This is a genomic window from Ornithinibacillus sp. FSL M8-0202 (assembly GCF_037975285.1).
Classification (GTDB): Bacteria; Bacillota; Bacilli; order Bacillales; family Amphibacillaceae; genus Ornithinibacillus; species Ornithinibacillus massiliensis.
Genome location: NZ_CP150248.1, coordinates 2769276 through 2783253, shown reverse-complemented (window position 1 = coordinate 2783253; position 13978 = coordinate 2769276). Strand labels below are relative to the sequence as shown.

Here is a 13978-nt window from a genome sequence, read left to right as displayed (position 1 = left end):
GATATTTCGTAAGAGGTTCGTATAATGGAGGTCAAAGATGTGATTTTTCTCTTTCGTTTATTTCCTATCTCTCATATAGTTTATAATCATTGTATCCAATTCTTCGCTTACTTTTAGTACTTGTTGACTATTTAAACCAAATTTAGATGTTTCCTCGATTAATATGGCACGTTTGTTGTTAATTTCTTGTAACGATATCTTTTTATGGTCTTTTTTATATTTTTTCATGAATAACCTCCCCGATTGTATATACTAAAGTTATTCTTCACGAAATCAATCTCATATAATATAAGAAATAACGCTACTCTATCTATTCCTCTTTTTTTACTTTACTAATCCAGGTAAATGGACCTAGTATTCACAATAAAAAGAGGCTGGGACAAAACTAGCCAGAAAGTAATAAAAAACTGGTTCTAAGCGATTGAAAATTGCTTGGAACCAGTTTTTTGAAATCATTTCCATTTCCTAAACTAGATTTACCCATTTTGGCGGTATACTTCCTCAAGTTTACCGCCATAAGCGCAAATCCTAATTCATTTATCACTTTCTCTTTTCCTCTAACAGACATTCGAGTGAAACCCAAATTAGCCTTCAGAAATCCGAAGACTGGCTCCACATCGATTTTACGTTTACCGTAAATTTCACCAGTTTTCTCGTCTGAAAGCTTCTCCCTGACGTATTCTTTTTGAGATTCCCACTTTTCATTGAGATATACTTTTCGATTGTTTCCCTCTTTCGCCTTTGTACACATGGAGCGTAAAGGGCATCCGGAACAATCTTCGCATTCATAGACTTTAAATTCGCGTTTAAATCCGTATTTGTCGGTTCGATGGGACACATGGCTGAATAATAATTTCTTTCCATTCGGACAAATGAATGCATCATCCTCTTCATTGTATTCCCAATTGTCTACATGAAAAGCATTGTTTTTGTGTTTTCTTTTCTTCTCCTTTCGATACTGATTATATGTAATAAGAGGTGTTCTATTTCTATTATTCATAATATCTTCATAGTTTTGTTCACTACCATACCCTGCGTCTGCCACGATATATTTAGGTAGTTCAAAGAAGCGTTCTTCAATCGTATTCAAAAAGGGAATCAACGTACGGGTGTCGGTTGGATTTGGAAACACATCATAAGCGAGCGCATATTGGCCTTCCGTCGCAACTTGAATATTATATCCAGCCTTCAGTTGTCCGTTTCCCATATAGTCATCTTTCATCCGCATAAATGTGGCATCATGATCTGTTTTTGAGTAACTATGGCGGTCTTCAAAAATCTCCATATCCTTTTGATAATTTTGTTTACGCTCAATAAAATCTTCAAATTGCTTACGATATTGTTTTGGTGCTTTTCGCTCGGAACGAAGCTGTTTCCGCTCAACACCAACGTCACTCGCTTCAATTTCCTTGTCGTATGCTTCAATTTTTTCACTCAGTTTTTCCACAATTTCTTTCATTTCTTCAACCGAAAGCTCTTCGAAATCGTCCCGTTCTATTTCAGGAATGATTCGCTTCTCAATTAACTCATCGTACATTGGATTGGACTTTTCAATTAGTTTTTCACTATAATTTTCAACCGATTTTCGCCATACAAATGTGAATTTATTCGCATTGGCTTCAATCTTTGTGCCATCAATAAAAATAGCCTCTTCTTCAATTACTTCTTCCTTTACCAACTGAGATCGAAACTGTACAAAGCACTCACGTAATAACCCTTTCGCTAATGGGTGCACACGAAAGCGATTAATCGTTCTGTAACTTGGTTGATGCTCCTGAGATAACCACATCATTCGTACACTATCTTCTAATAAGGCTTCAATCTTCCTGCCCGAAAAGGCAGACTGCGTATAACCACAAAGGATAATTTTCAACATCATCCGCGAAGCATATGGCGGACGACCTGTATCTTTTCTAAGTGGTTCAAGAGCACTTTCTGGAATACTTTCTACTAAATCATTAATGGCAAAGGCAATGTCATTTTCTTTTAATCTAACTTCCAAATCCATAGGTAATACAACTTGTTTCATGTTATAATACGACATAAGGACACCTCCGAAAAAAGTTATTGGTCGTACTTTAATTTTATCAGATGGTGTCCTTTTTGTTTACTTTAATATCAGAAAATTGCGTGCAAAAAATAATAAGCATGGTCCTTACCGTTAAAACGTTGGTAAGGACCATGCTTATATTAATTTACTGGGGTTTTGTCCCAGCCTCTTCCTCATTAATCTATTACAAGGTATACATGGAGGTCACCAACAGCTTGAAAGCCTATCGGTAATCGAATGACCTTATCATACCCTAGAAGCTTTGTTATTCCTTCCATAATCGTTGGAGCAGTTATATCTGTTTTCATCCCATTTTGTCCAATATTAGTCGATAGTCCACCTGCAATTATATTACCTAATTCTCCACTTAGTGAGACAAGCATATCATCCTGAATGGGCATGCCAAACATTGCTTCACCAATTCCACTAAAGACTTGCCTATCACCAGATAAAACTAATTTACCTCTTATATCACCGGTAATACCAATAAATACACCATATTGAAGCTGTAGAGAATTACTAAAAAGCTCAGGCTTTCCTATAGTAGCCTGAATAGGAATTGAATTTCTAACTGCCATGATGGTGCCATTTAATAAGGCAGTGATGACTTGATTTTTTTCATCTGTTATGCTCAAAGCTGCTCCTCCTTCTAGGGTAGGTTTAATGTTTTCTAAAACAAAGTATAAGTATTGGTGATTCTAATAAGACTGTAATCTTAGTATATAGACAATCATACATGAAAATCAATAAATTCCGACAAAATCCGAAAAAAATTATAACAAAAAAACACCCCATCATTAGATGAGGTGAAAACCTGTATTATTTTCTTTTTCTAAATAAAAGTGCTGCACCTAAAACTGCCCCTGCCGCACCAACATATTTAAAACTAGTGAGCGATTTCTGTAGCCAATAGCGACGAACTGATTCCATCTCTCGTATTAAATCAGCAATTTCTTCGTAGATGAATCTTTTTTCCATTGGTGTCAGACTTTTTTTCTGCATGTTTTCTTTCAGCTCTTCTATTTTAGCCGCATTTTTCTTCTTATCTTTGTCTGTTATCTTCGTTCCTTGATCATTCATCGTTTCCAGGCAACGAATAATTTCACAGGCAAATTTTTTCGAGTCACTACGCCTTATTAGCTTGCTGATATAATCTTCTAAGTCAAGCTCTCTTAAATCCCCTAATTGCTGAACAGCCTGACTTATTTCTTGACTAAACCCATCTAGTTGATAATCCTGTCTGTTCTTTCGTCCCATAGCCATCACCCTAAGTTGAAATATATTCCAATCTATCACTTATCATACAACAACTCACCTAGGAATTCGATTACAGTTATATTTCAAATATTTATCGTTTGTTTGGCTAATTATAATGGGTTCAAGCAACCCTATACACTTGCAATCGCACTATTTAACCCTCCCTAAAATAACGAGCCATTCATACATAAATCCTATTTTCTTTGCACATGAATAAGCTGAGGTGAATTTATGCTAAATCGTGCCATGACTACTGCATTAATTGGAATAGGCGCAGCACAGTTCTTAAAAGTACCACTTCATTATAAGGAAACCGGTGTATGGGATTGGAAGAAGATGTTTGGCTCTGGTGATATGCCAAGTTCCCATTCCGCTGCGGTTACTTCTCTAACGAGTTACGTCGGCTTTAAACGAGGAATCTCATCGATGGATTTTGGAATTAGTAGTATATTCAGCTTAATCGTCATGTATGACGCAATGGGAATCCGTTGGCAAGCAGGGCAAACCGCTATAGCGGTGAATGATATGTACGAAGAGCTGGAGAAACTAGCAGAGCACCATCCAGGATTTAAGTACCGCAAGCGAGAAAAGGAATTAAAAGAAATGCTTGGTCACATGCCTATTGAAGTATTAGGGGGAGCAGCACTTGGTGTATTAATTGGAGCAGTCAGTCACCTGTTAGAAAAAGAAGAATAAGAGTGGAGTCCCTCACACTCTCAACTGAGGGACTCCCTACTAATCTCCTTCATGGTGCAAATAATCATTTTAGGGATAGCGGACAAAGGAAGAGGTTCAACTCCAGTTTCCTGCTTCCATTTCATTTCAAGCCATTCCATACATGTATCTTGTCGCTTCTTAGGTTGTACACTGCGAATTGTTTCTGGCATTTCTTGATGGAACAAGATGGATAACACATTTAATTCATTTGCCATCGTTACGTCATGATCTAGTCTATCACCTACATGAGCTACAATTTCATTAGTTGTATCATGTAATTCCTTAACCATATTAATCTGTGGCTTGCCATACCTTGCTTTGTCAGGAGTAAGAATAACATCGAAAAGGCTTGTTAAACCCAATGCGTCCATGACAGGCTTCTGGTATTTTTCAAATCCATTGGTGACTACCGCTAAATGGAAGCCCTTTTCTCGAAGAATTTGTAAATTTTGAAGGCTATTTTCTTCCAATAGATATACCTTAGGAGGAATTGTGTGTTTGATTACCAGTTCCGCTACATCTACAGGTAGAGATACACCATTTGTTGAGAATACATGCTTTACAATATCATCCCAATCAAAAGCATCAACAATTAAACCTGCATTCATTCGCCTATGATGCTCTTTAATCAGTTCACTTCTAATTCCATTCGCTTGAACATTTCCAATGCTATCATTATATAGCTGTTCAATCTCTGGAAATACCCACTTTTCAAAAGGGTTCTGCATCAAGGTTCCATCCAAATCAAAGGTAATCCATTTTTTCTTCATTATTTCACGGCTCCTATCTCAAATAAAGTAATCGTATAACTCTTTACAAAACCAATGGATTGATTTGAGGATTAATAACCCCTAATCAAAAACCGTGCTTACACTGTATAATTTTATTATAATCTTGAAGATTATGACAGTCTATCGTCAATCAAATCTCCACTAACAAAAGAAGATTACGCTAAATTTAGGTATAAAGAACTATTAATGTGCGTTTGTTTATAATTTACAGTTTATAAAAGTTGCTTTATACTAAATACATTAGTGAAAAAATAGTAGTTTACACCTATGAAAATCGTGCAAACAAATCACTAGTAATCTTGTCTTTGATAGATCGTATTTTAAGCAGAATAAACGTACATATTTTATTTAATGTCCCTAGTATCGGGATTGCTTGGACTGTTTGAAAAAAATTATATCCTACATACCAATCAACATGACTATTACGCTGGAAAATATGAGAAAATATAATTACTTAGCCAATAGCATCATGTGAAAGATTGAGCCTTTTACTGTTTTTACCATTGAAAATGATTTAATTCATTACATACAAGTGTCATAGGTTTGATGAACATACGTTAAGGGAATTATCTACTAGTTAACAACCTAGTATAATAAATCAATAGATAAACAAACATTTGATAAGTGACTCATTTTAGAGAATAAAATGTATGCGGTTAACTGTTTTCAACAAGTCAATCCTAGTATAACTAATTTCCATTATTATTTTTTAGAGAGGATTCATCATGGAAAAAACACTTCACAAATCTTTATTATATGAAGAAAAACAAGCCACTAAGTGGTTTTTAGGGTTATTTTATGGGACGCTTTTTATCTATGATATTATTTATTTTTACTTATTTCCCTTGCTACCGTGGGGCTTAGAGGATGGGATAATTCCAAATATATTCGACTTTATCTTATATTTAGTGTTGATAGGCCTAATTCCTGTTAGTTATTATCTATTAAATTCAAATAAACCATGGTTAATAAAATATACATATTTCATTAGTTATACATCATTAAATATTGTGGGAGAGATTGTATTTTATACCAGTGCAGATGTCCAATATAGTAGCGGTAATTTAGTTGAGGTTGTTATTATCTTATTCGCACCTATTTTTGTAAATAAAAAGTATTTTTATACAGTTTTTTTAGGAACGACCTTAAAATATCTTATCGTCGGGTTATTTCTACAATCCTCTGAAATTGTGTTTCCACTAGTAATTGTTATCATACTCTCTATAATTACTTATATTATTTTACTTAGGATTATTAGTTATGTAGAGGCCGTTATGAACTCTTACGATAAACAGATAGAAGGTATTGTAAAAGGGATTATTGCCACGCTCGAACTAAAAGACCCCTATACTAGAGGGCATAGTGAGCGTGTAGCAGAGTATGCCATGGCATTGGCTACAGAAACAGGAAAATTTAATAAAGACGAATTAAAATACTTTTATTATGCATGTCTCTTACATGACATTGGCAAAATTCATATACCAGACGCCATATTGACAAAGCCTGGTAAACTTACGAATGAAGAATATAGTGTCGTCAAAGAGCACCCTCTTGTAGGTGCAAAAGCAGTACAAGAAGTGGAAGGTATATCTGCTAATATAGATGTTGTTTTGCACCATCATGAACGGTGGGATGGAAAAGGATATCCTTCTAACTTAAAAGGTAAAGAAACACCTATTTTAGCTAGAATAACAGCTATTGCAGATGCATTTGATGCGATGACTTCCTCAAGGTCATATCGTTCAGCATTATCTTTAGATGACGCTTATACTCGTATTGTAGAAGGAAAGGGTACCCAATTCGATCCGGATTTAGTAGAAATATTTAAGAATGTTTACCCTAAATGGAAACAAATTCACCAAAAACATAATGAAAATAACAGCATCAATTGAAAGGAGGTGACTAAAATGAAAATCCGCAAACTCAAAAAAATCAAAGCAACATGCTGGTGGTGCATCTTCCGTCGCCCATACTAATTACATACTAAGGATGCTAAATTACTAGCATCCTATTTATTATGAAAAATGGCGGTGTAAACATGAATCTAACACTTGAATCAACACTTAGCTTAGTCGATTTAGAGATTCGCCAAGATAAAAAACATTATATTGTGGAAGACAATCATACTGGTGAATTCTATGAAATGCCTAAGGTTTGCATCGATGCAATTGAATTAATCAAAAATGGCAAAGGGTTAGCCGAAATCGAACAAATATTGAAGACTAGTTACCCCAATGAGGACGTAGAGATTATTCCTTTTGTTGAACAATTAGTTGAATTTGGTTTAGTAAAAGAAATCGATGGTAAGATAGTTACCACTTCCCAAAAGAACAAGTCACCAAATGCCTTTAATTGGATTTCAGCTAATTTCGCCAGCTTTTTTTTCAATAAGATTTCCAACAAAATCTATCTTTTTTTGTTGTTCATAAATATAGGATTCATCCTATTACATCCAGAACTTTTACCACATTATCAAGATATTTTTATTTTTGATTCCATGATAGCGAATATGCTGACATATACGGGGATTTCACTAATACTTATTCTAATTCATGAATTCGGCCATATTCTAGCTATCCGTTCCTATAATTTGCCAACCAAGCTCGATATTGGCAATAGGCTGTTTTTAATTGTGTTCGAAACTGATTTAACACCTGCTTGGAAACTTGCTCCAAGGCAACGAAATCCGTTATATTTTGCCGGGATGTCATTTGAACAAGTGATACTTTTTATAGCTTTTTCACTCACATTATTAATTGGCGATTCGAATCCACTTCTATTCGGATTACTCGGGATTATCATTTTTGATATCTTTGTAAAGACCATCTATCAATTTAGTTTCTTTATGAAAACTGATATTTACTTTATTATTGAAAATATTACTGGAAGCTATAATCTAATGGAGAGTGGGAAGAATTATTTAAGTAAATGGCTCCCTTTTATCAAGCAAGATACTACTACAACTATCTACAAGGATGAGTTATCTGCAATAAGACTGTATAGTGTGTTCTATGTTATTGGAATGGTACTGATTACATGCTTATTCGCACTCTATTTCCTACCACAAATGATTGCTATATTCGCTCATATATGGAAATACCTATGGACACCTAGTAGCCCCTACTTCTGGGATGCTATCGTATTATTAGGATTGAGTATTTTAATGATTGGACTATTAATTTATGCGAAATTTAGGTCTATAAGGGATCGTGCAGCGTGAAAAATAACAAGATAACTTACATTCTATCCTTTTCCTTTATTACAACCTAAAAATGCTCTGAAGAAACGCACTTCTCTTCAGAGCATTTACTGGTTTACTTCATCAACTCTGGTAAAAACAGGACTATATCAGGAAAGACCACAATTAAGATTAAGCATAGCACCATCATTCCAAGCATCGGAATAACTCCTTTAAAAATTCGCTGGGCTGGAATATCCTTTGCTACACTACTAATAATATATATACTTAATCCCATCGGTGGTGTTAATAGTCCAATATTCATCACTAGGATCATGACCACACCGAACCAGACCCCATCAAAGCCAAGCATCGTAATCAGTGGGTACACCACCGGCAAGGTTAATACAAAAATCGCAATGCCTTCTAGAAATAAACCTAATACTAAGTAAACCAATAAAATCAGTCCCAAGATTGCCATCGCAGGTAACGCTAGCCCGGAAACAAATTGTGTAATTTTAACCGGAATGGTACTAAGTGCCAGGAATTTACTAAAAATATCTGCACCAATAATGATGAAGAAAATCGCTGCTGTTAAGCGCGTTGTCTCACTAAGTGACTTTTTAAAATGTACAAAGCTTAACCTTCTTGCCATAATCGTTAACAGAAATGCTCCAAAAGCTCCTACCCCGCCCGCTTCTGTTGGTGTAAAATACCCATAATATATTCCACCAATACTTAATGCAAACAACAAGATAAAGGGCCAAATAAAGGTTAACGATTTTATTTTTATAGCAAATGGCTTTTTCTCTGTAACTGGTGCAAGACTTGGCTTTCTCCATACCATAATATAAATCAGTAACATAAACAAAATCATTTGCAAAATACCTGGTACAAGACCCGCAATCAGTAACTTACCAATCGGCTCCATTGTCAATATCCCATATAAGACAAGTATGACACTAGGAGGAATCAAGATACCGAGCGTTCCCCCAGCGGCTACACAGGATGTCGATAGTGCATCATCATATTTGTATTTTTTCATTTCGGGTAATGAAATTCTTGCCATCGTTGCTGTTGTTGCATTTACCGATCCAGAGATTGCGGAGAAGAATGCACTCGTTCCGATGGTAGTCATGGCTAGACCACCTTTAATATGGCCAATCCATGCATCTACTGCTGTATATAAATCTCTACCAAATCCACTATATGAAAGAAACATCCCCATTAAGATAAAAAGTGGAATAACGCTCAGTGAATACGAACTAGCTGTGGAAAATGGCGTCGTCCCGAGTTGTACTAGAGCTGCATCCCAGCCTCGTATGAGTGCTAGGCCAACCGTTCCAACCATAATAAGTGAAACCGCCACAGGAACTCGAAGCACAAATAATAAGAGCAAGGTTACAATACCAATAATCCCAATCCATTCAGGACTCATCCTTTCATCACCGCCATTCGAAAATATGCGATAGCTTTAAAGAATGCTAGTAGCATAAACATAGTCAACGTAAAAGCAATGATAAAAAGAAAAGGATAAACCGGGAGTCCTAAATCGGTGGTTGCAGAATTTCTTTCCATCATGCGTAACCCATTTTCAAAAATATGCATTGCCATGAGCAACACTACTAGGGCAATCACCATTTCTACTACACCAAGTAGTAGATTCTGAACTTTTTTCGAAAAACGATCTACTAGAAAATCAATGGTAATATGATTCCCTTTTTGATGGGTGATAGCAAGAGCCAAAAAAACAAGCATCGCTGAGCTTAATTCAGTCATTTCATACGTCCCTTTTAAAGGATTATTAAAAAAGTTGCGCCCAATTACATCGAAGCTTATAATGGCCATCATAAATAACAGCACGCCATTAGCAATGTGTCCTTGAATCCCCACAATTTTTATCACAAGGCTCTCCGATTTCTCTAGTAACTTTGGCATGGATTATTCACTCCCAGCTTACTGCCCACTTAATTCAACTGCCCGGTCATACACCGCTTGCCCCGGTAATCCTTTACCTTCGACTTGATTAATCCAATTTTCGATTGTTGGATTAATAAACTCATTCCATTCAGCTAATTCTGTACTAGACAACTCATAGATTTCTACTCCTTTTTCTTTTGCTTGCTCGACAGCATCTCTTCCGAACTGGTCGAATACTTCTCCTGTTTTCTTCGCCATTCTTTCTCCAGCAAGCTCTAAAAGTATGTCTTGATCCTCCTGATTCAAACGATGAAACACGTCCTCATTCATGACAACAAACATTGTAGTAGAATAGAAGTTTCCTACTGTTGCATAGTTAATAACCTCATCTAATCCCCAAGTCTTCACCGCTTCCCAAGGTGCTATCGTCCCGTCAACTACACCACGTTCTAATGCTTCAAAGTTTTCGTTCATTGGCATCGAAACTGGTGTCGCACCAAGAGCTTCTAACCACTCACTTGTTTCTGGAGAGGGGGAGCGAATTTTCATTCCTTTTAAGTCCTCTATACGCTTAACCGGTTTATCCACTGTAAACAGCTGTCCTGGGTCAGTTGTATATAACCATAAAGGGACAGTCCCCGTATACTCCGCATCAAATTCATCAAATTCATTCATCAGCTTCCATAAATTTTCTGATCCGGACATTGCTGTTTTTGCCATAAACGGTAGTTCCATTACCGATGTTAATGGAAACTCCCCTGGCGTATATCCATGTACACTTAAGGCAAAATCTACCGATCCTGTAGCAGCTGCATCAAAATGTTCATCTGGTGCCGCTAAAGCAGCCCCTGGATAAGAAGTAATCTTAATTCTTCCATCCGTCTTTTCCTCTAATTCAGCTGCAAAGCTTTGAATTTCTTCCTCCATAAAATGTGTTGGGGGAAAGAAATGTGAGAAATCTAGTTCATGTGCATGACTATCTGAGCTAGCTCCACTACCACATGATGCTAACATTACGATTCCAACCCCAACCACGAGCATGAATAAAATGTTGCTCCTGTTTTGAAAAGCTATCTTCAATGTGACCACTCCTTATTTAATTTTAAAAGGAAAACGCTTACATTGATGTGAACATGAAAAAATCTCTCGTCTATGTATAATCATATATTATTTAAGATATGATATCAATTATTATTTGGAATATTTTAAATAATATATAAACAATTTCCCATAAAAAAGGAGTCATACCAGATTAATCACATTAATCTGGTGACTCCTAAAAAAACTACTATTTCAATTACTATAGGTTAAAGGCACATTTAGTAATGGATTCCTTTACCTAACCATGCGGCAGCACTTTCAAATAATGCTTCTGATATGGTTGGATGTGGGAAAATCATGGAGTCTAGTTCTTCCACTGTTCCTTCTAGATGAATAAAGGAGGTTGCTTGACTAATCATTTCAGTCACATGTGCTCCTACCATGACAACGCCAAGAATTTCTCCGTATTTTTCATCCACGATAATCTTCATAAACCCACTATTTTCTAACGAAGCAATTGCCTTTCCGTTTCCTGCTAAATCTACCTTTTTCGTACGTACAGTAAAACCTTTTGCTTTTGCTTGCTCTTCAGTCATCCCCACACTAGCAATCTCGGGAAATGTATATACACAACGTGGCATGGCTAAATCTAACTTCTTCTCTTTTCCAAGAATATGATTTACAGCATGAATTCCTTCTTCACTAGCCGCATGTGCTAATTGGAACCCTCCAATTACATCCCCAATCGCATAAATACCATCCACAGATGTACACATATACTCATCCACTTTTACAAATCGTCCGTCAAAGGCGACACCTGCCTCTTCTATTCCAGTCGTATTCGGAATACGCCCAACAGAGATTAAGATAGCATCCGTTTCGATGGAGGCCTTTTCGCCATTTTTCTCCAGTTCTACGATCGTGTTTGCTTCCTTTTTAAAGCCTGTGACCTTTGTTGTAGTATGAATATTGATTCCTTTCTCAACTAATTGCTTAGTTAAGAAGTGTGATGCATCGGGATCTTCTGCAGGGAGGACTCGGTCTGCCATTTCTATAATATCCACCGCTGAGCCTAAGCTATTAAACACACAAGCTATCTCTAACCCAATGACACCGCCACCCATTATAACAAGTCGTTTCGGAACCTCATGTAAATCAAATATCGTATCACTAGTATGGTAATCTATATCTGAAATCCCTGAAATCTCAGGAATATACGGCTTTGATCCAGTCGCAAGTATGACATGCGCTGCCTGTATTTCTTCTTTCCTGTCAGCTATTTCAACTGTAACCTTTTTATCCGCGTGGACGGTTCCATATCCGTTCAATAGCGTGATCTTATTTTGACGTAATAATCCTTTAATTCCATTCTGTAATTGCTTTATAACCTGATTCTTACGTTTTATCATATCAGGAAAAGAAAAAGAGACGTCCCGTACCTGTATTCCAAATTGGTTAGCATGTTTAATTTGATTTAACACCTCCGCATGCTTTAGTAACGTTTTTGAAGGGATACATCCACGATTTAAACAGGTTCCACCAAGTTCGCTTCCTTCTACAAGAGCTACAGATAACCCGGATTTTGCAGCCCGAATTGCAGCTACATAACCTCCAGGTCCGCCTCCTATAATCGCTACATCAAATGTTTTCATCGGTATTCCCCCCCTAAACCAACAGACTAAATGGTTTTTCTAAGCTTGCTTTCAAATCGGTTAGAAACTCCGCTGCTGGCGCTCCGTCTATTACGCGGTGATCAAAGGATAAGCTAAGTACCATCATTGGTCTAACTTCCACTTGACCTTCCACCACGACTGGCTTTTCAATGATTCTGCCAACACCAAGTATTGCCGTTTCTGGTGGATTGATAATCGGTGTAAAGCCGTCAATTGCATACATACCCAAATTACTAATTGTAAATGTACTTCCTTGCATTTCATCTGGTGTAAGCTTGCTTTCTCGGGCTTTCTTTCCTAATATTTTACTCATTTCTGTTAGTTCAGCTAATCCTCTTGTATTAACTTGCTTCAAGGAAGGAACAACCAATCCATTCTCAACCGCTACTGCTAGACCAATATTAATGTCCTTATTGTAAATAATTTCATTATCTATAAGAGAGGCATTAACTTTAGGGTGATTGCCAAGTACATGAGCCACTGTCTTCATAATAATTTCTGTATAAGACAAGCGGTAGCCTGTTTGCCCTTCAATCACAGGTAATAACGCTTTTCTAACCTCTATTGCTTTTGTCATATCAACTTCACTAGTCAAAGTTACATGTGGGATTGTACGAACACTTTCGAGCATTTTTTCCGCTATTGCCTTGCGTAACCCTTTTAGTTTCACGCGTTCACCTGTTGCAGATGCCGATTGTTTTTTCGCTTTCTCGATAGCTTCGATAACATCTGCTTTTTCAATCTTGCCATGAACACCAGTACCCGTAATCTCTTTTAAATCAATACCGTTTTCTTCAGCAATTTTCCTTGCTAATGGCGTTACTAGTATGCGAGTATTCTCCAGTGCTTGTAACACGTCTTGCTTCTGGATTCTTCCTTTAGGACCTGTTCCAGATACCGAGCTTAGTATTATATCGTTTTCTCGTGCTAGCTTTCTTGCGACTGGGGTCGCACGTACTTTTCCATTAGAAGAAGGAGGATTCGTTTCTACAGTTTCCTCCGTTGTAGAGGTTACGATTGGTTCATTAGAGTTTTCATTAGTACTAGTTACTTCTTCCTTAGATTCTTCACCACTCACTCCTGGAGACTCAGCTGGGACCGATTCATCTGAGCTACCAATATATCCAATAACCGTATTAACGGGAATCTCATCATCCTCTTGAAAATATTTTTTTAGTAAAATCCCTTCTTCATAGGACTCTACTTCAATATTTATCTTATCTGTCATAATCTCAAATAATGGTTCACCAACCTCAACGGCCTCACCTTCTTCTTTAAACCATTGAAGCAGTGTACCTACAGCCATCGTACTACTTAGCTTGGGCATGAATATTTCTTTTGCCATGTTGTT

General features: G+C 36.8%; 13 protein-coding genes. 3 read left to right on the top strand and 10 right to left on the bottom strand.

Annotated features, from left to right (window positions below):
* Positions 1 to 57: 57 nt before the first annotated feature.
* The 4 genes from MKY78_RS14185 to MKY78_RS14170 all read right to left on the bottom strand — a co-directional run bounded on the left by MKY78_RS14185 (position 58) and on the right by MKY78_RS14170 (position 3307).
* Entirely contained in the window at positions 58 to 228 is a 171-nt protein-coding gene (locus MKY78_RS14185) for an aspartyl-phosphate phosphatase Spo0E family protein (RefSeq protein ID WP_339213544.1), read from the bottom strand.
* 157 nt (positions 229 to 385) lie between these two features.
* Positions 386 to 2044 carry an IS1182 family transposase gene (locus MKY78_RS14180; RefSeq protein ID WP_339212493.1) on the bottom strand — a complete coding sequence of 553 codons (1659 nt, stop codon included), beginning with the start codon at positions 2042 to 2044 and terminating at the stop codon, positions 386 to 388.
* 182 nt (positions 2045 to 2226) lie between these two features.
* Positions 2227 to 2685 carry a chemotaxis protein CheX gene (locus MKY78_RS14175; RefSeq protein ID WP_339213543.1) on the bottom strand — a complete coding sequence of 153 codons (459 nt, stop codon included), beginning with the start codon at positions 2683 to 2685 and terminating at the stop codon, positions 2227 to 2229.
* A 184-nt stretch (positions 2686 to 2869) separates the two neighbouring features.
* Positions 2870 to 3307: a hypothetical protein gene (locus tag MKY78_RS14170; RefSeq protein ID WP_339213541.1), complete on the bottom strand. Its 438-nt coding sequence runs from the start codon at positions 3305 to 3307 to the stop codon at positions 2870 to 2872.
* A 231-nt stretch (positions 3308 to 3538) separates the two neighbouring features.
* Between MKY78_RS14170 and MKY78_RS14165 the strand changes: the two genes are divergently transcribed.
* The gene (locus MKY78_RS14165; RefSeq protein ID WP_339213539.1) at positions 3539 to 4003 is read left to right on the top strand and encodes a divergent PAP2 family protein; all 465 of its coding nucleotides are present in this window, start codon (positions 3539 to 3541) and stop codon (positions 4001 to 4003) included.
* A gap of 20 nt (positions 4004 to 4023) precedes the next feature.
* On the opposite strand, the gene MKY78_RS14160 is transcribed toward MKY78_RS14165, so the two are convergent.
* The gene (locus MKY78_RS14160; protein ID WP_339213537.1) at positions 4024 to 4794 is read right to left on the bottom strand and encodes an HAD family hydrolase; all 771 of its coding nucleotides are present in this window, start codon (positions 4792 to 4794) and stop codon (positions 4024 to 4026) included.
* Positions 4795 to 5540: 746 nt separating this feature from the next.
* Here MKY78_RS14160 and MKY78_RS14155 point away from each other — a divergent pair.
* Together MKY78_RS14155 and MKY78_RS14150 are read left to right on the top strand one after the other, a co-directional pair.
* Positions 5541 to 6707: an HD-GYP domain-containing protein gene (locus tag MKY78_RS14155; protein WP_339213535.1), complete on the top strand. Its 1167-nt coding sequence runs from the start codon at positions 5541 to 5543 to the stop codon at positions 6705 to 6707.
* A gap of 146 nt (positions 6708 to 6853) precedes the next feature.
* On the top strand, positions 6854 to 8035 hold the full coding sequence (locus MKY78_RS14150; protein WP_339213533.1) for a peptidase: 1182 nt from the start codon (positions 6854 to 6856) through the stop codon (positions 8033 to 8035).
* A 94-nt stretch (positions 8036 to 8129) separates the two neighbouring features.
* Here the strand turns inward: MKY78_RS14150 and MKY78_RS14145 are convergent, their stop codons facing one another.
* The 5 genes from MKY78_RS14145 to MKY78_RS14125 form a co-directional block, all read right to left on the bottom strand.
* Positions 8130 to 9431: a TRAP transporter large permease gene (locus tag MKY78_RS14145; protein ID WP_339213532.1), complete on the bottom strand. Its 1302-nt coding sequence runs from the start codon at positions 9429 to 9431 to the stop codon at positions 8130 to 8132.
* Positions 9428 to 9931: a TRAP transporter small permease gene (locus MKY78_RS14140; protein WP_339213531.1), complete on the bottom strand. Its 504-nt coding sequence runs from the start codon at positions 9929 to 9931 to the stop codon at positions 9428 to 9430. Before MKY78_RS14140 ends, MKY78_RS14145 begins: the two co-directional genes overlap by 4 nt.
* Before the next feature lie 18 nt (positions 9932 to 9949).
* Positions 9950 to 11002, bottom strand: coding sequence for a TRAP transporter substrate-binding protein (locus MKY78_RS14135; RefSeq protein ID WP_339213529.1), 1053 nt, complete (start codon positions 11000 to 11002; stop codon positions 9950 to 9952).
* A 230-nt stretch (positions 11003 to 11232) separates the two neighbouring features.
* A complete protein-coding gene (lpdA, locus tag MKY78_RS14130) occupies positions 11233 to 12606 on the bottom strand; it encodes a dihydrolipoyl dehydrogenase (protein WP_339213527.1) in 1374 nt (457 codons plus the stop codon).
* A 13-nt stretch (positions 12607 to 12619) separates the two neighbouring features.
* Complete coding sequence (locus MKY78_RS14125; protein WP_339213526.1) at positions 12620 to 13972, bottom strand: dihydrolipoamide acetyltransferase family protein; 1353 nt, start codon at positions 13970 to 13972, stop codon at positions 12620 to 12622.
* Between the last annotated feature and the right edge of the window lie 6 nt (positions 13973 to 13978).